Below are 26,737 nucleotides of genomic sequence, written 5' to 3' on the forward strand. Positions count from 1 at the left end.
GGAGAATGGACTTCTCCATTCTGGCACGCGGGTCCCGACCGACCCGCGGCCGCATCCGGGGTCGGTCGGGACCTGGTCAGGCGGGCAGCTCCTTGATGTCGGACGGCTCCTGCGGCTCGATGCCGTTGAAGCGGTGCCGGAAGTCACTGGAGGCGGGGTACGCGGCGCGGCGCGAACGCATGATGGACCCCAGCGGACGGTGGGCCTCCAGGGCGTGCCAGGGGCTGAAGGACAGGACGTCGTCGGCATAGCGCCGGCGGGCGTCGCTGTAGGCGTTCTGGGCGGGCAGGTGCAGCACGGCTACGGTCTGGTGCGGTGACAGCTCCTCGGGCCACAGGACCGAGGCGTCCTCCACCGGCATCCGGTCGATGTCCGTGCACAGCTGGGCGCGGAGGTCGTACTCGGCGCTGTTGTGCGCGAAGAAGTCGATGACGAGGTCGCGCAGGGCCGACTCGCCGGCCTTCTTGTCGACGTGGCTGCCGGTGAGGGCCTTGACGTTCGCCGAGCGGGGCGCGGCGGACATCTTCGCGACGTGGTCGCCGTAGCGCAGCGCGGCCATGGAGTGGAAGGTCTCGCCGAGGATGTGGTCGTTCGCGGCGGCAAGGGTTTCGACGGCGGGAGGGAGCGGGCGTCCGACCCGGGTGAGGGCCTTGGCGGCCACGCGGGCGGCCGCGCCGGTCAGCTGGAGCTGCTGGTCGCTCTGGCGGGGCTGTTTCTCCAGCAGGTCCTGGAGTTTGGCGTACTCGGCGATGTTGCCGAAGGGCAGGGTGGGGTGGTTGACGAGGAGGAAGTCCTGGGTGGTGAAGCCGTCGTCGAGGACGCGGGACCCTGGGGCGCCGATGACCTTTATCGCGAGGCCGCGCTGGACGGGCACCTGGTCGGAGCGCAGGTCGCCGGGGGCGGAAGAGAAGCGGACGATCACTGGGTAGGTGGCCGGTTCGGCGAAGAGGCCCTGGGCGAGGTGAGTGGGGAGGTCGGGCTGGATGCGTAGCTCGCCGGCGAGGACGCCGTGGCTCTTGGCGTGGGCGTCGCGCAGGCCGTGGCGGTGTTTGTCGGCGACCTGCTGGTTGGCCTTGCCCATGGCCGCGACGACGTGGCGGACGAGTTCGTCCTCGTTCGGAAAGGGCTGTTCGAGGTCGGGGCTGTAGCGGACGTACGAGGTCATGGGTGCCTCCGCGTGAGGTGGGGGTCAGTTGCTGCCGAGCCAGCGGATGGCGGACAGGCTGGGCATGAAGAAGTACTCGCCGCCGAGCAGGGTGTTGAAGGACTGGATGTTCTGCACCCGGCGGGGCGGGGTGCCCGGCACGGTGAAGTAGGCGCCCTTGTCCTGGAGCGAGATCATCGGGTCCTTCTCCTTGCCCAGGCCCATGAAGTTGCCGGAGCCGACCCATTCGCTCTGCAGGAACTCGACGTTGTCGATGGCCCGCGCGCCGAGGGCGATGAAGTCCAGGCCGCGCGGTGTGCCGTCGTCCTTGAGGCGGTCCGGGGGCAGCGGGGTGCCGTAGGAGGTGCCGCGCCGGATGATCCGGCGGATGTTGACGTCGCTGAGGACCGTGAGCTTGGTGTCGCGCGGGTTCATCCGGCGGATGTGGGAGCCGAGCGGGGTGCGCAGTCCGCGCGGGTCGGCGGAGTAGTCGAAGTCGTTGATCCGGTTCGGATCCTCGCCGATCGCGGGCGTGTCGCGTTCGGGGGTCAGGGCGAGGGGTGCGCCGCTGCGCCAGCGGCCGACGAGCTTGGCGGCCAGCAGTTCCCGTTCGGCCTCGGTGGAGGCGTTGTCGTGCAGCCACCTGTTGAAGGCGGCGACGTGGGAGTGGTACTTGCGGAAGACGACGTACGTGCCGTTGCGGCCCAGGACGTCCGGAGCCGGTACGGGCAGCCGTACACCGGTCTCGCTCGGGTAGCCGAGGACGAACTCACCGGCCTTGATGGGCCGTCCGTCACCCGGCAGAGGTTCGGCGCCGCTGCCCTCGACCACCGGCTGGCTGAAGCCGTCCCGGTAGCCGAAGACGTTGAACCCGTCGGCCGCGAAGTCCTGGTGCGACAGCAGCCGCACACCCGGGACCTCGCCCAGTTCCTTCTCGTAGGCGGCGACTTCGGCCCGCCAGTCGTCCTCGTTCGCGGCGTAGACCGTGACGGCCACGTGCACGCGCGGGGTGCCGAAGGGGAACTCCCAGCGGTCCGGCGCGTTCACGCCGGTGTCGCGCAGCCGCTCGGCGCGGGCGGCCATGCCGGCGCGGAAGTTGGCCGGGAAGGAGGCCAGTGAGGTGTCCGGCAGACCCAGCGCGACCAGTCCCTGGTAGCTGAGGGCGAGGGCCAGCCAGGACGGCCGCGGTTCGTCCCAGCGTGCCGCCGAGGTCACCCGCGGGGCAATCCGGCGCAGCAGCTCCCTGCCCGCGGCCGGTTCGGTGATCTCCAGGATCGCGTGGGTGCCGAAGTAGGGCTCCGGCCGGGCCCGCAGCAGGGACGCCTGGATGTCGTCGAGGTCCAGGGTGGGCGGGCGGCGCAGCCGCCGGAACAGCGGGGAAGGCATGGTGCGCCTGCCTTCAGTTGAGGTCCGACAGGAAACGCTGCACGGCGGCCTCCTGCCGCTTGAGGCGGTGGCCTTCCGCGACGGTGAGGTTGGGGTGGGCGACGAACCACGCCTCGGCCGGGATCTGGTACTTGACGATGAAGTCCTTCACGTCCGGCGAGGTGATGCCGGGCCAGCCCTCGACGTTGCTGAACAGGTAGTCCATGAACTCGGGGATCTTGGTGGCGAAGTCGTCGATGTAGGGGTCCCACTCGCCGTCGAAGGCGGTCGCGAACAGCAGTTTCGTGTCGTTGTCGAGGAACACGAACCGCATGTTGTGCAGGGTGCCGACCTGACCGGCGCCCGCCAGGTTCCCGCCGACCAGGCCGAAGAACTTCCGCAGCCGCGCGGCGCCGTTCGGCTTCAGCGGCAGGATCGTCGTCAGCTCGGACACCTCGCCGCTCTTGGCGCCGATCCGGCCGGCGGTGGTGACGGCGTGTTCGGCCATCTCCTCCTTGTCGGCGAGGATCTCGGCGGCCTTGAGCTTGAGAGCGATCTTGGCGTCCGAGAGCGCAGCGTCCACCTTCTCGCGGACGGTCTCGGGGAACTGCTGGAACTTCGCGTGCAGGGCGTTTTCGCTCATGGCACCTCTCCTTGGCGTCGGGTGGCAATACTTCAGATATCGCCACAAATAGGCCTTCGGGAGATGGTGCGCAAGCGAGAAGAGATCCACTTTCTGACCATCTCCGCATAACTGATTACATCATCAGTTCACCGCTCCGGCTTGTCAACGCGCCACTCGCATGACGCACGCCACTATGAGACAGATTGACTCACAACACATCTGTGGGTCACCCTGTCTCACAGATGGTGCACCCCGACGCACCCATCACTCGAAGGAGCTCCCGATGGCGGATCACTTCTCCGGACCGCGCATCCTCTTCGACCCCGCGTCCGACATCGCCGACGTCTTCGCGTTCCCCAGTCCGGACCGACCCGGATGCCTGGTGCTCGTCCTCGACGTCTTCCCGGCCGCCGCACCCACGGCGCTGTTCTCCGACGCGATCACCCACCGCTTCCGGGTCCGGCCGCTTGCCCGCGCGGCCGAGCGGGCCGGGTTCACCGTCGGCGAGACCGAGTACGGCCTGGACTTCACCTTCGCCGCGCCCGGCCAGATCCCCGGCAGTGACGAGCCGGTCCAGATAGGCACCTGCACGACGCCGAGCGGCGAGCAGTTCCTCTTCCAGGTCGGCGACGAGAAGCCCACCGAAGCCGAAGGGCTGAGGATCTTCACCGGACCGCGACTCGACCCGTTCTTCATCGACCTCGCGGGCGTTCTGGCCGCCGACGCCACCCAGAAGCTGGCCTTCAGGCCCGGCGCGGACAACGTCCTCGACGGGATGAACGTGCTGAGCATCGTCGTCGAGGTCGACCCCGAGGTGGTGTTCGGTCTGGACTGCGGTCCGCTGCTCGGCGTAGTGGGCGAGACCGTGACCTCCGGCGGCCGCCCGGTCCGGCTGGAGCGCATGGGGCGGCCCGAGATCAAAAACGTCGTCCTGGCGAGCAAGAGCTACGACCCCGTCAACAGCGACCTGGAGATCCGCGACCTCTACAACGAGGAGGACGCCTTCGGCGTACGACCGGACTATGCCGGGGCCTACCGGGCACGGTTCGACGCCAATCTCGCCTTCTTCGACCGCCTCGACGGCGAGCTCGTCTGGCCGCCAGACGAACGGGGCGCCCACCCGCTGACGGAACTCCTCCTGGCCGACTTCCTCGTCGTCGACGTCTCAAAGCCGTTCTCCGAGGACAGTTGCCTGGAGATCGAGACCGCTCTGCTCGCCGGGCGACCCCACACGACGTGCGGCGGCCGGGCCCCCAACGACGACATCGTGGACACCCTCTACACCCTCCTGGTCAACGGCGTCGACGGCCCGCGCATCAGCGACGGCGTCGACCATGCGACCCGGCCGGCCACGCACGAGTTCCCGTACCTTGTGGCGCCCAACCCGAACCCGCCGGACCTCATGACGGTGATGACCGCCCTGCTCGCCCCGCCGGAGCCGGAGGGGGAAGCGGCATGACGGACCTGCCCGAACGCACCTTTGTGCGCACCGACCGGGAACCGGTCACGACCGACGGCACCCTGGCCCTGGTGAACTTGTCGGCCCAGATCGACGGCGTGGCGGCGCCCGTACGTCGGGCGGGCTCCACCGCGCCGGTCGCCGTCGCACAACAGGCGGTCCTGGTCGACCTCCTGACTCTGCGCGGACACCTCTTGGGCCGCGTCGCCGACTACGAGCGGGCCGCGCAGCTCTCCGAACAGATGGTGTGGAACGCACCCGACGACAGTGCCGCCCTGCTGGCCCGGGCCCGGACCCGGGCGACCCTGCACCGGTTTGCCGAGGCCATGGCCGACCTTGACTCGGCGGGTCGGGCCGGCGCGGCGCAGGCCACCCTGGACGCGGAACGGGCGGCGATCCTGCAGGCGGTCGGTTGTCATGCCGAAGCCCAGGTCCTGCTGCGGAGCGCGGCCCCCCACCAGTCCGACTTCACGATGCTGTCTGCGCTGGCCGTCTTCCAGGCGGAGCGGGACGAGACCGCCGAGGCGGAGCACGCGTTCGACGGGGCACGTGCTGCTCACCGGGGCGTCTCGCCCTTCCCGCTCGCCCAACTGGACTTCCGGCGCGGGCTGATGTGGCTACGCAAAGGCGATCTGCCCGCGGCTCGGTTCTGGTTGGACACGGCCCGGCGCCGGGTGCCGGCCTACGCCCCGGCGACCGGCCATCTCGCCGAGGTCGACCTCCTCCTGGGCGACCCCGAGACCTCTGTCGCCCGCCTGCGCCCGCTGGTGGAGACGAGCGACGATCCCGAGTACGCCGCACACCTCGCACTCGCCCTGCGAGTGGCCGGCCGCCACCAGGAGGCGCAGCCGTGGCGGGATCAAGCGGCAGAACGCTACGAGGAACTGGTGACGCGTCACCCGGAGGCGTATGCCGATCATGCCGCCGACTTCTGGCTCATGGTCGGAGGCGATGTCGACCGGGGGCTCCAACTGGCCCTCCAGACCCTGGTGATCCGCCAGACGAGCCGTTCTTGTGCCCTGGTCCGGCGTGCCCGCGAGGCAAGCGACCGGCCGATGGACGACATCACCAGGCCGCGACACCCAGCGGCTAGCATGTGAGGCAAGTTGTCTCACATGAAGGGTGCCGTATGCCGGAGGAGCGAGCCGATCCACGTCAGGTACGCAGTCGAGAGGCCATGGTGGCCGCGGCCACCACGCTGCTCACCGAGGGCGGCCTGGAGGCCGTCACGCACCAAGCGGTGGCCGCCCGCGCCGGGGTCGGCCGGGCCACGGTCTACCGACACTGGCCCGAGCTGCTCGGTCTCCGTCTTGCAGCACTGGAGGCCGGCATGCCGCCCCTGTCACCGGCGCCCGCGGACGTACGGGCGGCGTCCGGTGCCGAGCCGCGCGCCGAGCTGGTCCACTATCTGCGCCAGCTCGGCGAGCGGCTCGACGACGCCCAGGCCGGGGCCGTTCTCGCTGCGGTGCTGGGCGCGGCGCAGTACGACGACGGGATGCAGCACCTCCGTCAGACCCTCCTGACGCAGATCGTCGACGCCCTGCGCCCCGCCGTCACCACGGCCGTCGTCCGGGGCCGCCTGCGCGACGACGTCACGGCCGAGACGTTCGCCATGACCACTGTCGGCCCGCTTGTCTACCAGCGTTTTCTCGTGGGTGCCCAGCTCGGTCACGACACGGTGGACGCGGTGGTGGATGCAGCCCTGCGGGCGTGGGCGCCGTAGATATCCCGGTGCGACCGAAACCCCCGGTGGAAAGGCCGGGGCCGTTTCACCCGCTGCCCTCCGGTCGGCTGACCTGTACAGCACTCAGCCGGCTCCACTACGTTGACGATCAGAATCGGGCTCGTCGACGCGTTGGTGGCTGGGAGGCGCGTCTCCTCGACGTGTCTGACGGAGACATCAATGTCGTACCGCTCCCTGCTGCGCGTGGCAGGCGTCGGCTTCTTCCCCCTGGGCTTCCTCGCCCGCCTGCCTTATGCGGCCTCAGCACTCTCCACCCTCATCTTGCTCCAGGCGGCGACTCACAGTTACGCCTTCGCCGGACTGGCCGGTGCGGCCCAGAGCATCACCACCGCCATGAGCGGCCCACCGCTCGGCGGTCTGGCCGATCGCTACGGTCACCGGTCCGTCGGAGCCGCCGCAGCGATCGCCAACTTCGCCGCCTGGGCCACGTTGCTGGTGGCAAGTCACGGCACGCGGGAAGGCATGCTCGTGGCGGCGGCACTCGTGGGCCTGAGCCAGCCCCAGGTTGCCCCTCTCGTCCGCGTGTACTGGTCTCGTCTGATGCGCTCGCGCAACGAACATCAACTGCTGTCCGCGGCTTTGTCCTACGAAGCCTCTGCCGACGAGATCAGTTTCGTTGCCGGACCCGCGCTCGTCGGGCTGCTCACATCGGTCAGCCCCTTCGCGCCCGCAGTGGCGATCATGATTTTGACCGCGGCCTGCACTTTCCCCTTCGCCCTGCGCCAGGCCGACCGCACTTCGCGGCAGCCTTCGTCTGTGCGAAGCGGGAAGCCGCACCTGCCGCGTCGTCCACTAGCGGTCATGGTCCTGGCGATGGTCGCGATGGGAGCGATTTTCGGTGCGGTCCAGACCGCAGTCACCGTGTACGCCGATGAGATCGGTGACCCCGCTGCCTCGGGGCTTCTGTATGCCGAGTTCGGCATCGGAAGCGCCCTGTCCGGTTTCGCTTGCGCCTGGCTTCCGCAGCGATTCTCCCCGCGCCTGCGCTATGTCTCGTTCGCCGCCGCACTCTTCGCGGGCATGCTGGTGCTCTTCCTCGGCGCCCGGACGGCCTCCTTCCCGGTCGCCATGGCGCTGGCGAGCTTCACCGTCGCCCCCTACATGATCAGTCTGTACGCGTTGACCGAACGGCTCGCCCCTGCTGAGCGGACGGCGGTCGCCATAACCTTGCTGTGCGCCGGCGGCCCCCTCGGGACCGCCGGCGCACAGGCCGTGTCCGGCGGCCTCGCCGGCACTCACGGCGTCCACGGTGCCCTCCTGGTGGCTCTCACCGTGGCAGCGGGCGCATTCCTGCTCGCGCTCGTGGCCTTCCTGGCCGACCGGGGACGCAACGTCTGGATCGTCGACCGTGCCCCCGATTCTCAGGCCTTGTCAGCCCCTTCAGCCCGGCCGGTGCAGGAACTGGAGGGGTCGTGAGGGGGTAGTGGGGCTCGTAGGGCTCGGATTGCGGTTCTTCGTCCTCGGCAGAGAGCTCGCTCATGGCTGCTCCTGCGACGGTTCGGGGCGCTCAGCTCACGGTGGCCTCGTGCTTCTTCTCTCCTGCCGCAGTGAGCTGGTCCCCCTGCTCTGCCGCGCGGGCGGGCAGTTTCGCCCCTTCGATGTCGACGTCGGGGGTGATGCGGTCGAGCCAGCCGGGCAGCCCCCAAGAGCGTCGGCCGAGCAGGGCCATGGCCGCCGGGACCAGGGTCATGCGGACCACGAACGCGTCGACGAAGACACCGAAGGCCAGGGCGAAGCCGATGGACTTGATGATCGGGTCGTGGTTGAAGACGAAGCCTCCGAACACCGCGACCATGATCAGTGCGGCGGCGCTGACGACCCGCCCGCTGCGGGCGAAGCCCTGCGTGATGGCCGCGGCGGCGTCGCCGGTGTGTTCGTAGTGCTCGCGCATCCTGCTGACGAGGAACACCTCGTAGTCCATGGCGAGCCCGAACAGCACCCCGATGAGGAGGACCGGCAGGAAGCTGGTGACGGGCCCGGCAGAGGGGATGTCGAGGAGCCCGTTGAGGTTGCCGCTCTGGAAGACCCAGACCGTGGCGCCGAGGGACGCGGCGACGGACAGCAGGAAGCCGAGGGCTGCCTTCACCGGAACCAGCAGGGATCGGAAGGCGATGGTCAGCAGGATGAGGGCCAGGATCACGATGATGGCGATGAACAGCGGCAGCGCGTCGGACAGTTTGCCCGCCACGTCGATCGCCGCGGCTGTCTGTCCTGCGATGTAGAGGGTGCCGCCGGCCTTCTCGACGGTCGTCGCGTTGTCCCGCAGCCGGTGCACCAGGTCGGTGGTGGCCTGGGCGTCGGGGCCGGTCTTGGGTACGACGGTGATGACGGCGAGGGTCGCGTCGGCGTTGGTGACCGGCGCGCCGGCGACGGCCACCCCGCGGTTGTCGGCCAGGGTCTTCCGCAGCTGCGTCACGGTCGCCGTGCGGTCCGCGGACGGGACGCCGTCGAGGTCGACGACGGCTGTCAGGGTGGCGTTGAAGCCGGGCCCGAAGCCCTCGGTGAGGAGGTTGTAGCTCTTGTGCTGGGTGCTGTCGACCGGCTGCGAGGCGTTGCTCGGCAGGCCGAGGCGCAGGTCGCGTGCGGGGACGGCGAGCGCGAGCAGGCCGACCACTCCGGCCAGGAGGACGAGCAGGGGCTTGCGGGTGACTGCACGTGCCCAGGCCAGGCCCCAGGCGCCGGGGCCGCGTTCGCTCGTACGGGTACGGCGGCTGCGTGGGCGCAGCCGCTCGCCGAAGAAGCCGAGGGCGGCGGGTACGAGGCTGACGGCGACCAGGACCGCCAGCGCCACGGTGGCCGCGGCGGCCAGGCCCATCACGGTCAGGAACGGGATGCCGGTGACCGCGAGCGCGGCCAGCGCGATGATGACGGTCGCGCCGGCGAAGACGACCGCGCCTCCGGCGGTGGCCACGGAACGCGCGATGGAGTCCTCGACGTCCTGTTCGGGGTCGGCGAGTTGCTCGCGGTGGCGGGAGATGATGAACAGGGCGTAGTCGATGCCCACGGCCAGCCCGATCATCAGGGCGAGGACGGTGGCGGTGGACGTCATCTCGACGTACCGGGTCATGAACTCGACGCCCAGGACACCGATCGCCACCCCCACCAGGGCGGTGAGCAGCGGCAGTCCGGCCGCTATGAGAGAGCCGAGCGCCAGGGCGAGGACGACGAGGGCGATCACCACGCCCACCACCTCGGCCGGGCCGCCGACCTCGGTCTTGGCCTCCATCGCCGAGCCCCCGAACTCGACCTCGAGACCGGCGTTCCGGGCCTGGTTCATCGCCTCCGACAGTGCGTCCTTGGACTTCTCCGACACGTCGCTGGCCTGCTCGCGGAAGCGGACGTCCGCGTAACCGATGCGCAGGGACTGGGAGACCGTCTTGGCCTTGAGCGGGTCGGAGACATCCACGACACCGGACACCGCGGCGGCCTTCTTCAGGCTCGCCTCTACGGCCGCCGAGGTCTTCGACTCGGTCAGCGTGCTGCCCTCGGGAGCCGCGAGGACGACCCGGACCACCCCTCCCGCCGCCTCGGGGAACTTCTCCTCCAGCAGGTCCTGCGCCTTCTGCGACTCGATGCCCGGCACCGAGAATTCGGTGGTCGCCTTGCCGTGCAGCGTGATCCCGAGGCCGCCGACGACGGCGAGCAGGAGCAGCCAGACCGCGACGACCCTGCCGCGACGGCGTACCGCCCACCGCGCCCATGTGTACAGGCGTGAGGCCATGCCCGTCTCCCTCTCTTCCACAGTTTTTCGAAGCTCGACTCTCTACACCGTAAGGCATTTTTGCAGTAGACTGTAAATTAACCATGGATGGTAAAGTGACACTCATGATGAGTGAAGGTCTGCGAGAGCGTTCCAAGGCGCGACGCAGGGAAGCGATCCTCCGCTCGGCGTACGAACTGTTCGCGGAGCGCGGTTTCGAGGCGACGACGATCGCCGACATCGCGGCGGCGGCGGAGGTCTCGCCGCGCACGGTCACGCTCTACTTCCCGTCGAAGCTGGAGCTGGCGACCTCTCATTTCGACGCGGTCGCGGACCGACTGGCCACGGCGTTGCGCGAGCGGGAGAGCGGCTGGACGACCCTGGACGCGCTGGAGCACTGGCTCCGGGACGAGGTCGCCCAGCACAGCGATCTGGACCATCTGCACGACCGCATGCTCGACCTCAACCCGCAGTTGAGGGCCGTCACCAACGCCCGCCTCACCGAGGTCATCCAGGAGGGCGCTCGCATCCTCGCCGAGGAACGGGGCGAGGCCCCCGACGACTTCGGCCCCCGCATGGCTGCCGCGGCGGCGGCAGCGGTCATCAGCGAGGTCTGCCATCACGCGCAGGAAGCCCACGTCGACAAGGCAATGGCCTTTCTGCGCGCGGGTGTCCGCACGCTCGACACCGCCTAGTCCACCCGACACCTTGTCGAACAAGGTCTACTGCGAAGGGGCCGACGTATGCCGCTTCCGAAGCCGAACCCCACCAGCACCGCGATCGTGACCGGCGCCTCGTCCGGCATCGGCGCGGACATTGCTCGCGAACTGGCAAGGCGCGGCCACGGCGTCACCCTGGTGGCCCGGCGCGAAGACCGACTGCGCGACCTGGCCACCGAGCTCACCGGCACCGTCCGGGTCGAGGTCATCGCCTGCGACGTGGCCGACGCCGAGCAGCGCGCGCGGCTCTTCGACACGGTGGCCGAGCGAGGCCTCACGGCGGACATCCTGGTCAACAACGCCGGCATCGGCACCATCGACGCGGTGGCCAACTCCCCGGTCGAGGCCGAGATCGCCCAGGTACGGGTGAACGTCGAGGCGGTCATCGACCTCACCACCCGCGCGGTGCAGCAGATGGTGCCGCGCAGACGCGGCGCGATCCTCAACGTCGGATCCGTCAGCGGCTTCATTCCGCAGCCCGGCCAGTCCGGTTACGCGGGGACGAAGGCGTTCGTGCAGCGTTACAGCGAGGGTCTGCGCGCGGAGCTGGCGGGCACGGGAGTCACGGTCGCGGTGCTGTGCCCCGGTCCGGTGCACACCGAGTTCGTCCAGTCCGCCGGCCTGGACAGCGACGGCTATCCGCCGTTCCTGTACATGCCGTCCCGCGACGTGGCGAGGATCGGAGTCGACGCACTCGAAGGCGACCGTGGCGTGGTCGTCGCCGGACTGGCCATGCGGATCGTCAGCAGCCTGATGCGGCTCACTCCCCGACGCCTCCTGCTGCCCGCACTCGTGCGGCAGAACCCGGGTCTGAAGCGGGCTCGCGCCTGACCCTTTCAAGTTGTGGCCCTCGCTTCATCTGCTGGTTGCGTGGTCCGACCGGCGCGTGAAGCGGGCGGCGGAGGCCGCTCACCTCTCTCCACAGAGTTGCTCACTAGACTCCCCACCCATGTCCCGGTGGCCTGCGGACGAATGCCGCTTCGCTGGAGTCTGTCCTGCCTGCGAGATGATCCCGGGATGGCAGAGCTGACGTTGATGGTGGGCCTTCCCGGTTCGGGGAAGACCACCCGGGCACGGGGGTTGGCGGAGGAGTGCAGGGCGCTGCGGCTGACCCCGGACGAGTGGATGATCCCGCTCTTCGGCGACAACTACGCAGACGGGAAGCGGAACGTCCTGGAGGGGCGGATGCTGGCCACCGCCCTGGACGCACTCGGGCGGGGCATCCCGGTTGTGCTGGACTACGGATGCTGGTCGCGGGACGAGCGGTCTGCGATTCGCTGGCTGGCGGAACGCGTCGGGGGAACGTATCGACTGGTGTACATGCCCGTCGACCGCGCCCTCCAGCTTGCCCGTGTCCACCACCGCCAGCAGACCGCCGCACACAGCACCTTCCCCATGTCCGAGCAGGACCTGGACACCTGGCGGGAGCAGTTCCAGGAGCCCGGCAAGGATGAACTGGCCGCCCGTCCCCTACCCGACCCGCCGTCTGAGTTCCGCGACTGGGCCGCATGGGCGGCCTGGCGCTGGCCGTCCTTCCCCCACGACTTGAGGCTATGACGGCACGTCACGTGCGGGTGAGGACAGCCGTCCCAGCCGATGCCCTTCTCGCTGCGGACACGGGCGAGTTCCCGACGCTGCCCGCCCAGGACGCCGAGACGGCGTGCGTTCTGGTTGCGCCCATACAACCGGCCCGAGAACCACGCCCGTAATTGTTTGCGGTCAAAGCACTATCTATGGCGTGAGCAGACGACGGTTCAGGGCCACCACCACCTTGGTGTACTGGCGCGGCATCAGCCGTACGAGCAGGTCGGTGATCTTCGCGTCGGTGCCGACGAGAATCCGCGGACTCTTGGCTTCGACACCGTCGACGATGATCCTGGCCGCCTTGGTCGGGTCCAGCTTGAGCACCTTGTCGTTGATGACCTCCGCGCGGGCGCGGTCTGCCGCGGTGGGCTCCAGGCCTTCGCTCTCGGCGGCGGCGATCGCATTGACTGCGATGTTGGTCTTGACGCCGCCCGGATGGACGCACGTGACGGTGACCGGGTGGTTGGCGAACGCCATCTCGATCCGCAGCGTCTCGGTGAACCCGCGAATGGCGAATTTCGAGGTCACGTACGGGCCGTGATCCGGTTGGGCCATATATCCGTTGAGGCTGGACACGTTGATGACGTGGCCGTCGCCTGAGGCGATCAGGTGGGGCAGGAACGCCTTGGTTCCGTGGATGACGCCCCAGAGGTTGATCCCGAGAACCAGCTCGTAGTCGCGCAACTCGCTGTCGAGGAAGGCGCGCCCGGCACCGATGCCGGCGTTGTTGTAGATCTGATGGACGACACCGAAGTGCTCGGCAACCGTGTGCGCGTAGGTCTCGAACGCAGCGGCGTCGCTCACGTCCAGCAGCTGTTGATGTACGCGTGCACCGAGTGCCGCGACCTGGTCGGCCGTCTCCCGCAGGCCGATGGGATCGACGTCCGACACGGCGATGCTTGCTTCGCGGCGCGCGAGCTCCAACGCGAGCGCGCGGCCGATGCCCGACCCGGCGCCCGTGATGACCGCGACCTTGCGTCTGACTGAACTCATTGCGGTATGTGCCCCCATGCTCGGTGACTGTGATGACACTCTGGCCGTCCGCGGATACTGCGTTCTAAGCAGTAACCAGCGCCGAACCGACGCGGATGACCGGCACACTCCGCTCCACGGAGTAGGCGTGGACGGCTGCCAGCACCGTGCGTTGGTCGGCCACGATTCCGGCGACCTGTTCGGACTTGATCAGGTCGTCCATGGCGGCACGGCTGTCGGCTCCGACGACGACGCTCGCGTGATAGCGCCGGAAAGCCGGGTTGTCGTGGCAGACGCCGGGTGTGGGGTGCACGATCCGCGACCACGGCAGGAAGGTGTACGTCCGCAGATCGTGCGCACCGGCTTCCTGGAGCGCCGGACCGATGCGGTCGTGGACGAATCGCCGGAAGCTGCGGCCACTCACTCCTCGACGGCGACGCAGCAGCAGCACCGTGCGATGGCCGACGGCGTCGTCGTGCCCGTCGGTCCACCAGCGGCCTCCGCCCGGGCCGGTGACCTGTCCGAGGACCCGTTCGAAGACGTTCTGCTCGTCCAGGTAGACCTCCCGCATGTGCAGCGGCATGCCCAGGGCTGCGGCCGTGCTCCCGAACCGGACCTCGGCCACACCGTCGCAGCGCCAGCTCGGCGGAATCATCGTGCCCACCGTGGGGGACGACGGCCAGTAGCCGTGGTCGGTGGGCGAGAAGTGCCGCTGCACGTATTCGGCCATGTTGGGCAGCCGCCCGGCGATCTGCGCGTGCGGACCGGCCCAGTAGCCGAGGGCTGCCTCCCGCGGCAGATCCGCGCGCAACCAGACGGGGGACATGTAGGAGGTGGTCTTCACAGGTCGGCTCATGTCTACTCCTGTACGGATCCTGTACGGACTGGCGAGCGGCAAGTCCCGGGCCCGACCGGGCACTTGCCGCTCGCCGGGCGCACGCTCAGCGGCGAGCGCCCCGGATACGGTCGACGATGCGCAGCGGGTCGGTGGGCGCGGTGTCTCCGCGCCAGGCGACGTGCTGGTCGGGTCGTACGAGGACCAGGTCCCGTTCGTAAAGGGTGCGGGCGTGCGGGTCTCGCACGTCGACGACCTCCAGGGGGACGCCGCGTGCGGCGGCGGCGTCGGTGAGCGCGGTGACGTCATGGTCGGCGAAGCGCAGCAGGGTGAAGCCGGCCGAGTGGAAGAGGTCGAACAGTGCGCTGCCGTCGGCCAGCAGTACGCTGGGCGGCCGCGCGCCCGGCCAGGTACTGGGCACGTACTCGTCCCTCGTCTGGCGGGGTGCCCTGGCACCGGGCGCGGTGTCGGGGCAGACGACAGTTGAGGTGTCGTAGCGGTAGCCGAGTTCGATGCCGAGGGCCTCGTTCTCCAGGTTGCCCAGGTCGAGGATCTCGCGGCCGACGCGCTGCCGGGTGCGGGCGCCGAGCCAGCGTTCGCTGTGCAGTTCGGCCCGGTTGGCGGTCATGATGGCGGCCCGTACGAGGGCGTGCCGGGCGGCGGCCTTCCGGTTGCGCAGGGCCACGGCCCGCCGCTCGTGCGCGTAGGCCCGCAGCAGCTCGGGGGCGCCCCAGCCGTTCAGGACCGCGGCGAGCACCCAGCCGAGGCCGATGGCGTCCCCGACGCCGGTGTTCATGCCGTAGCCTCCGGTCGGCGTCACCTGGTGGACGGCGTCGCCCGCGAGCCAGACCCGGCCGCGGCCGAAGGAGTCGGCGACGGTCAGGCGTGGTGTCCAGGCGTTGGCGACCAGCACATCTGCCTCGAAGCGGCAGCCGAGGCATTCGAAGAGGAACTCGCGGGGGTCGATGCGGTCGGCGTCGGTGCCCATGCCCAGCGGGGCGTGGAGGGTGAAGGTGTCGCCGTCGTTCTGTGAGATCAGCGTCCAGCCGTCCGGGGACTGCAGGTGCCAGACGGTGCCGAACCGGCCCAGGACCGCCGGGTCCTTCGTGGTGAAGTGCACCAGGTAGAAGCGGCCGTCCGCCGGGCGTTCGCCCCGCTCCCGGAAGGCGCGGGCGAGGGCCGCCACCGTGCGGGGCAGGCCGATCTCCTTGACGACCAGCTTGCGCAGGTCGATCTCGTCCAGACCGATGCCGAGCTGTCTGCGGGTGCGGCTGCCGGCGCCGTCGCAGCCGGCGAGGTAGCGGGCGCGGATCGTGCGGCGGCTCGTGCCGTCGGCGGAGACCAGATGGGCGATGACGCCGTCGGCGTCCTCCTCGAAGCTCTCCAGTCCCCACCCGTACTGCACGGTCACGTGCTTCGCGCGGTCCTCCAGAAGATCCCGCAGCGCCGGTTCGAGGATCACCTGGGAAACCCGCATCCAGGGCTCCAGGGGCCCTGTGCCGTCATTGCGCTCGCGGTTCTTCTCCCGCATGGCGTCGACGCTGGGGTATTCGAACGACGCCAGTTCCCAGCCGGCCGCGTTCGTCGCCCATGTCACCTTGGTACAGCGGTCGGCCGGGATGGCGACCTTGCGCAGATCGTCAGCGACGCCGAGACGGCGGTACAGCTCCATGCTGCGGCCGTTGGTGACGTCCATCTTCGGATGCCGGGTGGTGGAGGCGTTCCGCTCCACCAGCAGGGTCGGCACCCCGTGCTGCTCCAGCTCCAGGGCCAGGGTCAGGCCGACCGGGCCCGCCCCGACCACCAGCACCGAAGTCTGCTCGGTCGCCGACGGTGTCGGCACGCTCATCGCGTGGCTCATCTCGTGGCTCATTTCTGGAAGAGGGCGATCAGGTAGGCCACCACGAGGACGGCCGAGAGGATCGCCGGTGCCGCCGCGGGCAGCCGGTCTCCGGCGCGCAGATGCGCCAAGGCCGCGCCGGCGAGCAGGAGGAGGAACCCGGCTGCGGCGGCGATGCCCAGGCCAGTGAAGGCGCACCCGGCGAAGAGGCCGAAAACACCGGCGAGTTCGAGCGCGCCGATGACGCGGTAGCCGCCGACGGTGAACCCCACATGGGCGGCGCGCTCGGTCATCTGAGCCGTTCCAAGGAGCTTTCCGGCACCCAACAGCGTGAACCAGAGAGCCAGAAGGCAGGTGAGGATGACGAGGGCGGTCATGTCAGTCGCCCTTCAGCGTCACGATGCGGCAGGGCACGGCGAAGTCGCCGAGCCTGCGCTCCACTTCGGCCTCGGCCGACCGCGCCCGCAGAGTCACGGTGACCGTGACCGTCCCGGAGTCGGCATCGGCACGCACCTCTTCGACGTCGTCGAGGTCGACGAGGGCTTCGGCCAGCACACGGCGGGTGGCGTCGGCACGCAGTGGGAGCTTGTAGGGCTTGCCGACCGCGGTGATGGGCAGGGCGTCGAGGACGCGTACGGCCTTGGGGGCGGCGGCCTTTTCGCTGACGTGCTCGGCGGCCCACGCGAGGAGGTCGGCCTCGCCGACCATGTCGTTCCCGACCGTCACATACGCCACCGGTACCTCGCCCGCCCGCTGGTCGGGCTGGCCGACGGCTTGGGCTCCGGTTACTGCGGGATGCGAGAGCAGGGCGTCCTCGATGACCCGCGGGTCTATGTTGTGGCCGCCGCGGATGATGAGATCCTTCGCGCGGCCGGTGAGGTAGAGGAAGCCGTCCTCGTCCAGGTGACCGAGGTCGCCAGTGTCCAGCCAGCCGTCGACGATCTTGCCCTGTCCGCTGACGCGGTAGCCGTTCTCGTCGCGTCTCTCGACATAGCCGGGGAAGACGGTGGGCCCGCTGATGAGGATGGCGCCCGTCTCTCCGGCGGGCAGCTCCGCGCCGGTCTCGGCGTCGACGATCCGGATGCGCTGGTACGGCATCCGCTGCCCGACCGATCCGGGCCGGCGGAGCTCCAGGAAGCTGCGGACGCTGGCGCAGGTCGCCTCGGTCAGCCCGTATCCCTCCAGCAGGGAGATTCCGGTCGCTGTCTCGAAGCTCGTCCGCACGCCCTCGGGCAGTGCAGAGGCCCCGACCACCGCACCACGCATCGAGCTGATGTCCGCCCCGTCGACGGGGACGGTGGCCAGGACGGCGTACACGGTGGGTACGGCGCTCATGGTGGCGATCCGGTAGTGCTCGACGATGCGCCAGAACTCGGCGTAGAGCGTGATGTCCCGGTAGCCCAACGGCCCCGCCCATACGACCCGTTGGCCCCGGAACACCGGGGCGAGCAGGGTGACGACGAGTGCGTTGACGTGGAAGAGCGGCAGTGCGGCGAACACCACCGAGTTCTCGTCGAGCAGCGAGTTGGCCGCGATCGTCCAGGCGTCGGCGATCTCGTTGGCATGGGTGTGGGCGGCGAGTTTCGGTGCCCCGGTCGTGCCGCCGGTGTGGAAGAAGGAGGCCAGGTCCGCGGCGGTGGGCGGCTCGCCGAGGAACCGGTCGCGCGGGCAGTCGGCCGCGACGTCGGCAAGGTAACTCACGCTGGCGTTCCCCGCCTTCGGCAGTTCCGCCGCCATCGCCTCGGCGGCAGTCGGGCGCAGCATCAGGACGTGATCCACCAGCCCCGTCTCGGCCAGCGCCGCGCTCGTCGCAAAGGCCTCCGCGTCCAGTTCCGGGGACGCGGTGACGACCACGCGGGCACCGGAGCGGCGGATCAGCTCGGCCACGTGGTCGCGGGCCAGCGCCGGGTTGACGGGGGTAACGATGCCGGCGAGCTGGGCAGCCACCAGGGCGGTGAGCAACTCGTCGCAGTTCGTCGAGAGCAGCGCGACGGTGTCGTGGCGGCGTATGCCGAGCCGGTGCAGGGCGTTGGCCGTCTGGTGCACGTCGGCGAGCAGCTCCGCGTAGGTGCGGTTCTTGGGCGTGCGCCAGGACGCGGCGTCGGGCAGGACAGTGAGCGCGGTCCGATCGGGCCACTGTTCGGTCGCGCGGCGCAGCAGGTCGTACGTCGTTCCGGGCAGGCCGCGTGCGGCGAGCGGTACGGCCTCGATGGCGGCCAGGTCACCGGGCTGGTCGTAGCGCGGCCACGTCACGGCGGTGTCAGTGCTGGTGGTCACGCGTACCTCACCTTGTTCTGCTGGATGCCGAGGTCGATGGCCCCGTCGGGGGTGCGGATGGACAGCTCCACCACGTCGCCGTCGCGGAGGTACTTGGCGTTCTTCGCCTGGGCGTTGAAGAACGCCTTCCACTTGGCCGCGGGAGGCAGGAGGGAGCCGATGATCTCCACCACCTTCGGCGGGGCCTTGAGGGCCGTCCCACCGGGCGTGCCGGTGAGGATCAGGTCACCGGGCGCGAGGGCCTGGAAGCGGGACAGCTCCTGGAGCGCCTGGAGCGGGTTGTAGATCATTTCGGCGAGGTCACTGTTCTGGCGGATCTCGCCGTTGACCTTGAGGACGAGTCTGAGCTGGGCGAGCCGGTCCAGTTCGTCGGCGTCGAGCAGGAGGAGGGAGGGGCCGACCGGTGTGAAGGTCGGGTAGGACTTGGCCTCGTAGAACTGCGTCTTGGGCAGCTGGACGTCGCGAGCGGAGATGTCGTTGGTGATGACCAGGCCGGCGACGTGGTCCTTCCAGTTGGCGGCGGTCACGGTGGCGCCGACCCTCAAAGGGCGCCCGATGACCAGGCCGAGCTCGATCTCGTAGTCGAGAAAGCGGACATGGGCGGGCTTCACGATCTCTTCGAAAGGACCGCTGATCGACCCCGAGGTCTTGCGGAAGAACGTCAGCGGGACAGTCGCGGGGTCCATGCCCGAATCGCGCACGTGGGAGACGAAGTTGGTCATCTGCGCGACCACCCGGCAAGGCGCGGTGACCGGGGAGACCAGCGGGAGCGTGCTGATGCTGCGTGCCTGCGCGGAGGACCCTTCCGAGCGGGCCGCGCTGACCGCCGCCACGTCTGCCAGCAGCTCGGCCGTCGTGGTCGCGGCGGTGTCGACGGGGACGGCTTCGCGCTCGTCGAGCGCGACCCACCAGGAGTCGGAGGTACGGAGGACGTTGATACTCACGATGAAGCCACTTTCAGGATGCCGCGCAGGCGGTGGAGGTCGAACTCGTTGTCGTCGGATCGAAGAGCGGTGAGGATCGAGCGCAGCTCGGCCAGCGACTCCCGTCCGGGCGCGATGCCCAGGAAGTCCTTGGTGGCCGGCGGCCCCCACTGGGCGAGGCCGGAGGCGGTCATGGGCGCCCAGCCGGGTTCGAGGGTGTTGTCGAACATGTCGCCGTCGGTGAAGTGCTCGACGAGGAAGCCGTCGGGGTCGCGCCAGTAGTCGAAGATCTGGCTGCCCTGGATGTGCCGGCCGATCCCCCAGGAGCGGAAGTAGCCCTGGTCGAGAAGGTGTTGGCCGCCGGCGGCGAGTGCGTCGAGGTCGGTCACCTCGTACGCCGAGTGCACATACCGGTTGGAGGGTCCCAGCGTCAGGGCCAGGGTGTGGTGGTCGGTGAGCGTGCCGCCGCGGTCACAGCGGATGAAGCTCATCGTCGGACCGCGCTCGCGCTGACCCTCGTAGTAGAGGAAGTCGCTGACGATCAGGCCGAGGTGCTTCAGGTACCAGTTCAGGGTCCGCAGGTACGTCGTCGACTGCAGGACCACATGCCCCAGGCGCCGCACACCGGCCGGCTCACGTGGCGGCCGCTGGGTGCCGTTGACCCGGTCGATGCCACCGCCGAAGTTGAACCGCTGCGGCCCCTGCCCCGACAGGGCGGGCAGCTCGCCCGTGTCGGCGACGACCCGCACCCGCAGCCCGCCGGGGTCGGTCAGCTCGACCACCGATCCGCCCAGCGTCTCGGGCAGCGGAAGCACCCGGGCGCCGAGCGCGTCCGCCAGTCGCAGCAGATCGCGGGTGTCTGCGGCACGGAAAGCCGGACCGAGAAACCGTGACCGGCGGCCCCTGCGGATGATCACGCACGGGGCGCCGGCCTGTGTGCCCCGCAGATGCAGTTCGCTCCCGTCGCGGTACGCCGGGATGAAGCCGAACGCCCGGCCGAAGACTTCGGAACGTTCCAGGTCGGGCTTGGAGAACTCCAGCCACGCGATGTCGTGGACCTTGATCAATGGGTTCGCCGCGCGCCCCGGATGCTCTCCAGGCAGCGCGCCCTGCTCGGAGTGCAGGTCGTTGTGGGTGCCGGGGTGAACAGCCATGGTCACCACCTCCTGAAGAAATCGTCACTTCCGAGGATGATGTCAGTCAATAGAACTGACGAAACATTCAGAAAACGAGTTGGACGTGTCCGCGGCGCTGGGCAAAAAAGGAGTTGATGATATCTTCAACTCTGAATCGGCGTGCGTTGCGATGGAGGATGCGATGGCCGACAGGACCCCGTCCCGGCGAGTCGACCAACGGCGGGCACGGACCCGGCAGGCGCTGGTGTGCTCGGCGCAGCGGCTGCTGGCCGAGGGGCGCACCGACGTCGCGGTCCTCGAAATCACGGAACTCGCCGACGTGGGGGTGGGCTCGTTCTACAACCACTTCACCACCAAGGAGGACCTCTTCCGCACCGCGGTCGAGGAGGCCATGGAGTGGTTCGGTGGTCTCATGGACCGGCTCACCGCCGACATGGACGACCCGGCGATCGCGTACGCCCAGAGCTTCCGCATGACCGGCCGCCTGCATCGCCGCTACCCGCAGCTCAGCAGGGTTTTGCTGCAGCACGGGCTGGACGTGGTCCACTCCGACCGCGGTCTGGGACCCCGGGCGCGCCGGGACATCCAGAACGCGGTCGAGGCCGGACGGTTCGAGGTGGAGGACCTGGACCTCGCGCTGGCGATGACGGTCAGCGCCCAACTGGCCCTGGGTACGCTGCTGCACGCCCAGCCCGACCGCGACGACGCGCGGTCCTCGGACGTGATCGTGCGCGGGCTGCTGCGGCACTTCGGCATGACCGCCGACGAGGCCGCGCGGATCTGTTCGCTCGAACTGCCCGACCTCGACCTGGTCGACGCCCTCGTTGTCACCTGAGCGCCCTCGGCCGGTCCGCGAGCCGCACGGCTCTCGTGAAGCCCTCGTCCCGCCCGAGCGCCCGGTCGGACAGCGGGCCCCACAGTCCGCGAAGGAGCAGCAGCGTCTTCCAACGTCCCGGTAGGACCAGGGTCTTGCGCGGTACGGCGATCACATCCGCCAGGCCCCGGCCTGCCATGGCGGGACTCAGCGGGGTCTTCAGGAAACCGGGAATCGACGCGCCGTAGCTCTGGCCGGCCTCGTCGGCCCAGACGGCCGCGTTCATGGCGGTGTCGATGTAGGCGAAGTAGGCGATCGTCACGTCGACCTGCTGAGGGGTCAATTCGCTCCGCAGCGAGCGCCCGAGGGACTCGACGGCCGCCTTCGAGGTGGCGTAAGGGGACTGCAGGGCACCGTTGTTGAAGGCGAGGACCGACGAGACCACGACGTACTGGCCGCGCGCGGCGACGACTTGGTCAAGGGATGCCCTGACCGTATTGGCGGAGCCGTGCAGATTGACGTCGATGATTCGCTGGAAGTCGGCCGGTGTGGTGGCCCGGAAGGTCCTCATGCCAGTCCCGATACCGGCATTGACGACCACTGTGTCGTAGCCGCCGAAGGCCTCGGTCACCTGGGCGAACGCCCGCTCCAGGGACGGGGCGTCGCACACGTCCGCGGTCAGGCCGAGCGCGGTTGTCCCGTCGCCCAGCTCGGCCGCGGCCCGGGTCACGGCCTGGGCGTCGATGTCGAGCAGTGCCACGCGTGCACCGCGGCAAACCACCTCGCGCGCCGTTGCGAGCCCGATGCCCTGGGCGCCGCCGGTGATGACGACCGTGCGGCCGACAAGGCCGGCGGCCTCCTTCCGTCTGGTGCGCATGCTCACTCTCCGGTCCTGACGCGGTGCTCTTCGATCATGACGTCGCGGTCACGGCGGATCTCGTCGCTGTAGCAGTCCACGGGCAGGCCGCTGAACCGGGCGATGCAGCCGTTGCAGTAGCCGCAGACAGGCCGGTCGGCGACGTCGCCGAGGACGTTCCGGTACAGATAGGGGTCGGCGATCATGGCGCGGGCCGCCGAGACGGCGTCAGTTCTCCCGCTCGCGATAGCCGCTTCCATGCCCGTCCTGGTGTGGAATCCGCCGACGCAGATGACGGGGACGTCGAGGGCGCGGGTGAACTGTTCGGCCTGAGGCAGGTTGAAGCCCTCCAGCGGCGGGCGCAGTCGCTCGGCGACGTGTTCGACCAACGGCGCGACGGCGAGGGTGGCCGCACGGCGCCGACCCGAGAGGTGCCGCCCCGCCCCCAGGGTGAGGCTGGTCCGGATGAATCCCCGGTATTTGCCCTGGATCATGCCGGGCCAGGACTCGTAGTGACCCCGGGAGACCTCGACGGCGTCGACGCCCTCGTCCTGCAGCCGTACGGCGACCCGGACGAGCTCTTCGGTCGTCGCGCCTCTACGGAAGGGGAGGTCGTCGGTGCCGTTGATCTTGACGAGGATCGGATAGTCGTCGCCGAGCCGTGCGCGCAGCCCCTTCAGTACCTCGACGAGCAGCCGGGCACGGTTGTCGAGGCTGCCGCCGTAGGCGTCGGTGCGGCGGTTGGTGTGCGGCGTGAGGAACTGGCTGAGCAGATAGCCGTGGGCGGCATGGATCTGCACCCCGTCGAATCCCGCTTCCCGGGCGCGTTCGCCGGCTGCCACGAACGACTCCACCACCCCGGGCATCTCGTCCAGCCGCAGCGGGGACGGCTTCGTCCCGTACAGCGGCTCGCGTACGTCGGAGGCGGAGACGATCCGGTCGGCGGCCGGCGCCGCCTCGGCGATCTGCCGGCCGCCGTGGTTGAGCTGGGCAACGATCCGGACTCCGTTCCGACGGGCCAGACCGGTCCACTCCCGCAGGCCGGGGATCTTGTCGTCGGCGTCGATGCCCGCCTGGCGCCCGGCCGACTTGCCCTGCGGGGAGACGTACAGGTTGCCCGTGACGATCAGCGGCGTACCGGCCTCGGCCATCGGTTCGTAGAAGGCGAGCAGCTCGTCGGTGACGAACCCGTCGGCGCTGGCGCGGGTCTCGCTGGTGGCGGACTTGAACAGCCGTCCGGCGACCGTCATCGCCCCGATATTCAGGGGTGTCGCGAGTCGTTTTCGGTGGGGCGATTGGGTCATGTCCGCAGCTCCCTGAGTCGTCGGCATTGACGTACGGCGTGATCCGCCGGCCCGGGAGGGGGCAGCGGCGGGGCCGGGTCACAGCATTCGACACTGCGTCGATTAAGTCAACGCCTTGTCGATAACGCGCTTGGTAGGCTCCCGCCATGGACTCCGCAATCGAGCCGTCGCCTGCACCGTCGACGAGGGGACGCAGGGCACGCGGCTTCAGCGGGGACGACCGGGAACGGGCGATCCTCGCCACCGCGGAACGGCTCCTGGGTGAGCGGTCGCTGTCCGAGATCTCCGTGGACCAACTGGCCAAGGGCGCGGGCATCTCCCGGCCGACCTTCTACTTCTACTTCACGTCCAAGGAACAGGTCCTGCTGGCGCTGTTCGACCGGGTCGTCGAAGAGGCCCGGTCCAACCGCGGTGACGCACTCCAACGGCTCGCAGAGGACGAGGAGCAGGGGTGGCGCGACGCCATCGGCCCGTTCTGCGCGACCTTCGCCGACCACCGTGCGATCACCTCCGCCGCGGCGGCCGCGCAGTACACCAGCGCCGCCGTCAGGGAACTGTGGTCGCAGGTCATGGAGCGGTTTGTGGTGGAGGTGACGGAGGCGATCGAGTCCGAGCGCCGACGGGGGGCGGCCCCCGACGGCATCCCGGCCCGCGACCTAGCCACCGTGCTGAACTCCATGGTGGAGCGGTCCCTGTTCAGCACCTTCACGAGCACGCCCCCGGCCGTGCCCGAGGAGCGCCTGCTGGACACACTCGTCTCGGTCTTCATGGGCGCGATCTACGGGTGCGCCCAAGCGTCAACTTGACCCGGCCGTAAGGACCGGGCTTGGAGGTAGTGCCCAACTGGCTGTTGGGTGGGCTCCTCCGTCCAGACACCCCTATGGGGTGGCAGGGACGCGTGACTCACGCCCCGCAGTCCCCACGTCCTCGCCCTGGGCTTGATCCGCTTTGACAGACATCCGAGATCAGGGGTTCTACCCCGGGAGGATGTCCATCATGGAGAGCATGGGGAAGAAGAAGCCTCGGCCTCGCCGTTCGTTCACGCCAGAGTTCAAGGCCGAGATCGTCGAGCTGTGCCGGCGTGGTGACCGCTCGGTGGGCCAGGTTGCCAAGGACTTCGACCTGACCGAGACCGCGGTGCGGCTGTGGGTCAGCCAGGCCGAGACCGACGCAGGCGAGGGCGATGGCCTGACCAGCAGTGAACGTGAGGAACTGGCCGCGTTGCGGCGGGAGAACCGCCGGCTGCGGGAGGACGTGGAGGTCCTCAAGCGGGCCACGGCTTTCTTCGCGAAGGAGACCCGGTGACGGTGCACCCGTTCATCGAGGCGGAGAAGCGAGACGGTCACAGCGTCAAGCGGGCGTGTGAACTGCTGCAGGTCTCCCGAGCCGCCTTCTATGCCCGCCGCACCGGAAAGCCGGGTCCGCGGGCGGGTCCGTGACGCCGAGCCGACCGGGCGGATCACCGAGGCCCACGCAAAGTCCCGCGGCACCTACGGCGCTCCACGCATCCACGCCGTGCTCAAGCGCGAGGGTGCTGTCTGTGGACGCCGTCGCGTTGCCAGACTGATACGGGCGGCGGGCCTGGAAGGCCGGCACCGCAGACGCCGGCACCTGACAACAGTCCCCGACCCGCGGGCCGCGTCCCGGCCCGATCTCCTCGTCCGCGACTTCGCACCCGACCCGGACGGCCTCGACACCCGCTGGTGCGGCGACATCACCTACGTGCCGACCGAAGAGGGCTGGCTCTGTCTGGCCACCGTCATCGACATCGCCTCCCGCCGGGTGATCGGCTGGGCGACGGCCGACCACCTGCGGACCGAACTGGTCGCCGACGCCCTCACGGCGGCCTGCCGACAGCGTCGTCCCGCCCGCCCGGTGATCTTTCACTCGGATCGCGGCTGCCAGTACACAAGCCGTGAACTCGCGTCCCTGGCAGCCGAGTTGAACGTCCGTCTGTCCGTCGGCCGTACCGGGCAGTGCTGGGACAACGCGCTCGCCGAGTCGTTCTTCGCCACCATCAAACGGGAGTTGCTCGACACGAGGACCTGGTCCAGCCGGGCCGCCGCCCGCACCGCGATCTTCGAATTCATCGAGGGCTGGTACAACTTGCACCGGCTGCACAGCAGCCTCGGCTACCGCAGTCCCGCCGAATACGAGACCGCACTCGCAGCCTGACCACCACACGGATGGTGTCTGTCAAAGCGGAACAAGCTCACCATCCGCTCCACCCGCCCCGGCGGACACGTGGGATACGTGGGCGTGGCCCACGGGGTGGAACTGCCGGGCGAGGAACTGTTCTTCTCCGAAGTACACCTGCACGGCGGCCCCGCTCCCGTGCGCCGGTTCCTGGCCGAGCTGATCCAGCTCATCTGGGACCGCAAGATCGACCCGGGCAAGGTCTTCGACCTCACCCTCCCGCTCGATCAGGCCGCAGAGGGATTCAAGGCGATGGACGAGCGCCGCGCCATCAAGGCCCTGCTCAAGCCCTGACCCCCCACTCCCCCTTCCAGCCGCCCTCGCCCGGGACCTCGAACATCCCGGGCAGGTCGCCGAACCTCAATTGATTCCACGGGAGAACACCATGAACCCCACCTACGACTTCTCCGGGCAGGTGGCCCTCATCACCGGCGCCGCCTCCGGCATGGGCCTGGCCGCCGCCCACACCTTCGCCGACTCCGGAGCCGCCGTGGTACTGGCCGACCGCGACCCCGATGCCGTCCACAAAGCAGCCGAAGAGATCACCGGCCGCGGGCAGCGGGCGATCGGTGTCCTCTGCGACGTCACCGACGAACAGCACGTGGAAGCGGCCGTACGGCGCACGGTGACGGAGTACGGCCGCCTGGACATGGCGTTCAACAACGCCGGCATCCAGGCTCCGCCCACCGACGCGGCCGACGAGACGGCCGACAACTTCGACCAGGTCAACGCCGTCAACCTGCGCGGCGTCTGGGCGGCGATGAAGCACGAACTGCGACAGATGCGACAGCAGGGCAGCGGCGCCATCGTCAACTGCTCATCCCTGGGCGGGCTCGTCGGACTGCCCGAGCGCGCCGCCTACCACGCCTCCAAGCACGGCGTCATCGGCCTGACCCGCAGCGCCGCGGTCGAGTACGCGCCGCGGGGCATCCGCATCAACGCCGTGTGCCCCGGCGTCATCGACACCCCGATGGTCGCCGACATGGTCGAGAACCAGGCTGAGGCCATGGCCGGGATCCTCAAGGAACAGCCCATCGGCCGGCTGGGGCGAGCGGACGAGGTCGCAGCCGCCGTCCTGTGGCTGTGCAGCCCCGGCGCCAGCTTCGTCACCGCAACAGCTCTCCCCGTCGATGGTGGCTTCACCGCCCACTAGGAGTTGTCTTCAAATGTCACGCCCACATCAGCAGCGATGCGAGGGTGACGGCTGCTTGGTAGGACTCGGCGGTCTTGTCGTAGCGGGTCGC

Annotated in this window: 26 protein-coding genes and 2 pseudogenes; 14 read left to right on the plus strand and 14 right to left on the minus strand. The window is 69.5% G+C overall.

Translation table 11 applies throughout. From position 1 onward, the window contains the following. Positions 1–76: 76 nt before the first annotated feature. From ABZ880_RS51135 to ABZ880_RS51145, 3 genes are read right to left on the minus strand one after another with little or no spacing between them, the layout of a single operon-like run. Positions 77–1,165, minus strand: a complete 1,089-nt coding sequence (locus tag ABZ880_RS51135) for a catalase family protein (RefSeq protein WP_361278115.1) — start codon at positions 1,163–1,165, stop codon at positions 77–79. A gap of 24 nt (positions 1,166–1,189) precedes the next feature. Then, entirely contained in the window at positions 1,190–2,530 is a 1,341-nt protein-coding gene (locus ABZ880_RS51140; RefSeq protein ID WP_361278117.1) for a peroxidase, read from the minus strand. Positions 2,531–2,543: 13 nt separating this feature from the next. After that, on the minus strand, positions 2,544–3,152 hold the full coding sequence (locus tag ABZ880_RS51145; RefSeq protein WP_361278119.1) for a hypothetical protein: 609 nt from the start codon (positions 3,150–3,152) through the stop codon (positions 2,544–2,546). 265 nt (positions 3,153–3,417) lie between these two features. On the opposite strand from ABZ880_RS51145, the gene ABZ880_RS51150 reads away from it, so the two are divergent. The 4 genes from ABZ880_RS51150 to ABZ880_RS51165 all read left to right on the plus strand — a co-directional run bounded on the left by ABZ880_RS51150 (position 3,418) and on the right by ABZ880_RS51165 (position 7,753). Next, the gene (locus ABZ880_RS51150) at positions 3,418–4,593 is read left to right on the plus strand and encodes a DUF4331 family protein (protein WP_361278121.1); all 1,176 of its coding nucleotides are present in this window, start codon (positions 3,418–3,420) and stop codon (positions 4,591–4,593) included. Next, positions 4,590–5,693: a hypothetical protein gene (locus ABZ880_RS51155; protein ID WP_361278123.1), complete on the plus strand. Its 1,104-nt coding sequence runs from the start codon at positions 4,590–4,592 to the stop codon at positions 5,691–5,693. The genes ABZ880_RS51150 and ABZ880_RS51155 overlap by 4 nt, the downstream gene beginning before the upstream one ends. A 29-nt stretch (positions 5,694–5,722) precedes the next feature. After that, complete coding sequence (locus tag ABZ880_RS51160) at positions 5,723–6,316, plus strand: TetR/AcrR family transcriptional regulator (RefSeq protein ID WP_361278125.1); 594 nt, start codon at positions 5,723–5,725, stop codon at positions 6,314–6,316. A 180-nt stretch (positions 6,317–6,496) separates the two neighbouring features. Beyond that, entirely contained in the window at positions 6,497–7,753 is a 1,257-nt protein-coding gene (locus ABZ880_RS51165; RefSeq protein WP_361278127.1) for an MFS transporter, read from the plus strand. A gap of 91 nt (positions 7,754–7,844) precedes the next feature. Here the strand turns inward: ABZ880_RS51165 and ABZ880_RS51170 are convergent, their stop codons facing one another. Continuing rightward, entirely contained in the window at positions 7,845–10,058 is a 2,214-nt protein-coding gene (locus tag ABZ880_RS51170) for an MMPL family transporter (RefSeq protein WP_361278129.1), read from the minus strand. A 104-nt stretch (positions 10,059–10,162) separates the two neighbouring features. On the opposite strand from ABZ880_RS51170, the gene ABZ880_RS51175 reads away from it, so the two are divergent. From ABZ880_RS51175 to ABZ880_RS51185, 3 genes are all read left to right on the plus strand, one after another. Further along, on the plus strand, positions 10,163–10,732 hold the full coding sequence (locus ABZ880_RS51175) for a TetR family transcriptional regulator (RefSeq protein ID WP_361278131.1): 570 nt from the start codon (positions 10,163–10,165) through the stop codon (positions 10,730–10,732). A 48-nt stretch (positions 10,733–10,780) separates the two neighbouring features. Further along, positions 10,781–11,587 (plus strand): SDR family oxidoreductase, encoded by an 807-nt coding sequence (locus ABZ880_RS51180; RefSeq protein WP_361278133.1) that lies wholly within the window; start codon positions 10,781–10,783, stop codon positions 11,585–11,587. 186 nt (positions 11,588–11,773) lie between these two features. Next, on the plus strand, positions 11,774–12,313 hold the full coding sequence (locus tag ABZ880_RS51185; RefSeq protein ID WP_361278135.1) for an ATP-binding protein: 540 nt from the start codon (positions 11,774–11,776) through the stop codon (positions 12,311–12,313). Positions 12,314–12,339: 26 nt separating this feature from the next. Here the strand turns inward: ABZ880_RS51185 and ABZ880_RS51190 are convergent. From ABZ880_RS51190 to ABZ880_RS51225, 8 genes and pseudogenes are all read right to left on the minus strand, one after another. Then, positions 12,340–12,432: pseudogene (locus tag ABZ880_RS51190) on the minus strand (IS630 family transposase); the annotation flags it as partial. A gap of 55 nt (positions 12,433–12,487) precedes the next feature. Continuing rightward, on the minus strand, positions 12,488–13,351 hold the full coding sequence (locus ABZ880_RS51195; RefSeq protein ID WP_361278137.1) for an SDR family NAD(P)-dependent oxidoreductase: 864 nt from the start codon (positions 13,349–13,351) through the stop codon (positions 12,488–12,490). 46 nt (positions 13,352–13,397) lie between these two features. Beyond that, complete coding sequence (locus tag ABZ880_RS51200; RefSeq protein WP_361278139.1) at positions 13,398–14,168, minus strand: hypothetical protein; 771 nt, start codon at positions 14,166–14,168, stop codon at positions 13,398–13,400. 85 nt (positions 14,169–14,253) lie between these two features. Next, complete coding sequence (locus ABZ880_RS51205; protein WP_361278141.1) at positions 14,254–16,008, minus strand: FAD-dependent monooxygenase; 1,755 nt, start codon at positions 16,006–16,008, stop codon at positions 14,254–14,256. An 8-nt stretch (positions 16,009–16,016) separates the two neighbouring features. After that, positions 16,017–16,364 carry a DoxX family protein gene (locus ABZ880_RS51210; RefSeq protein ID WP_361278143.1) on the minus strand — a complete coding sequence of 116 codons (348 nt, stop codon included), beginning with the start codon at positions 16,362–16,364 and terminating at the stop codon, positions 16,017–16,019. Position 16,365: 1 nt separating this feature from the next. After that, positions 16,366–18,264 carry an acyl-CoA synthetase gene (locus tag ABZ880_RS51215; RefSeq protein WP_361278145.1) on the minus strand — a complete coding sequence of 633 codons (1,899 nt, stop codon included), beginning with the start codon at positions 18,262–18,264 and terminating at the stop codon, positions 16,366–16,368. Next, positions 18,261–19,208, minus strand: a complete 948-nt coding sequence (locus ABZ880_RS51220) for a fumarylacetoacetate hydrolase family protein (RefSeq protein WP_361278147.1) — start codon at positions 19,206–19,208, stop codon at positions 18,261–18,263. Before ABZ880_RS51220 ends, ABZ880_RS51215 begins: the two co-directional genes overlap by 4 nt. Next, entirely contained in the window at positions 19,205–20,341 is a 1,137-nt protein-coding gene (locus ABZ880_RS51225; RefSeq protein ID WP_361278149.1) for a VOC family protein, read from the minus strand. Before ABZ880_RS51225 ends, ABZ880_RS51220 begins: the two co-directional genes overlap by 4 nt. A 163-nt stretch (positions 20,342–20,504) precedes the next feature. Between ABZ880_RS51225 and ABZ880_RS51230 the strand changes: the two genes are divergently transcribed. Further along, positions 20,505–21,158 carry a TetR/AcrR family transcriptional regulator gene (locus tag ABZ880_RS51230; protein WP_361278151.1) on the plus strand — a complete coding sequence of 218 codons (654 nt, stop codon included), beginning with the start codon at positions 20,505–20,507 and terminating at the stop codon, positions 21,156–21,158. Here the strand turns inward: ABZ880_RS51230 and ABZ880_RS51235 are convergent. Both ABZ880_RS51235 and ABZ880_RS51240 read right to left on the minus strand, forming a co-directional pair. Then, positions 21,151–22,014, minus strand: coding sequence for an SDR family NAD(P)-dependent oxidoreductase (locus tag ABZ880_RS51235; protein ID WP_361278153.1), 864 nt, complete (start codon positions 22,012–22,014; stop codon positions 21,151–21,153). The two genes, ABZ880_RS51230 and ABZ880_RS51235, sit on opposite strands and share 8 nt — an antisense overlap. 2 nt (positions 22,015–22,016) lie before the next feature. Continuing rightward, the gene (locus tag ABZ880_RS51240; protein ID WP_361278155.1) at positions 22,017–23,324 is read right to left on the minus strand and encodes an NADH:flavin oxidoreductase; all 1,308 of its coding nucleotides are present in this window, start codon (positions 23,322–23,324) and stop codon (positions 22,017–22,019) included. Between the two features lie 119 nt (positions 23,325–23,443). On the opposite strand from ABZ880_RS51240, the gene ABZ880_RS51245 reads away from it, so the two are divergent. The 6 genes and pseudogenes from ABZ880_RS51245 to ABZ880_RS51270 all read left to right on the plus strand — a co-directional run bounded on the left by ABZ880_RS51245 (position 23,444) and on the right by ABZ880_RS51270 (position 26,646). Then, entirely contained in the window at positions 23,444–24,103 is a 660-nt protein-coding gene (locus ABZ880_RS51245; RefSeq protein ID WP_361278157.1) for a TetR/AcrR family transcriptional regulator, read from the plus strand. A 190-nt stretch (positions 24,104–24,293) separates the two neighbouring features. Then, positions 24,294–24,602 carry a transposase gene (locus ABZ880_RS51250; RefSeq protein WP_361278159.1) on the plus strand — a complete coding sequence of 103 codons (309 nt, stop codon included), beginning with the start codon at positions 24,294–24,296 and terminating at the stop codon, positions 24,600–24,602. Next, a complete protein-coding gene (locus ABZ880_RS51255) occupies positions 24,599–24,736 on the plus strand; it encodes a hypothetical protein (protein ID WP_361278161.1) in 138 nt (45 codons plus the stop codon). The genes ABZ880_RS51250 and ABZ880_RS51255 overlap by 4 nt, the downstream gene beginning before the upstream one ends. Beyond that, entirely contained in the window at positions 24,693–25,472 is a 780-nt protein-coding gene (locus ABZ880_RS51260; protein WP_361278163.1) for an IS3 family transposase, read from the plus strand. The genes ABZ880_RS51255 and ABZ880_RS51260 overlap by 44 nt, the downstream gene beginning before the upstream one ends. 42 nt (positions 25,473–25,514) lie before the next feature. Beyond that, positions 25,515–25,787, plus strand: a pseudogene (locus tag ABZ880_RS51265) (IMP dehydrogenase); the annotation flags it as partial. A 91-nt stretch (positions 25,788–25,878) separates the two neighbouring features. Then, positions 25,879–26,646: a glucose 1-dehydrogenase gene (locus ABZ880_RS51270; RefSeq protein WP_361278165.1), complete on the plus strand. Its 768-nt coding sequence runs from the start codon at positions 25,879–25,881 to the stop codon at positions 26,644–26,646. Positions 26,647–26,737 lie beyond the last annotated feature (91 nt).

It is taken from the genome of Streptomyces sp. NPDC047043, from assembly GCF_040644055.1.
Taxonomy (GTDB): Bacteria; Actinomycetota; Actinomycetes; order Streptomycetales; family Streptomycetaceae; genus Streptomyces.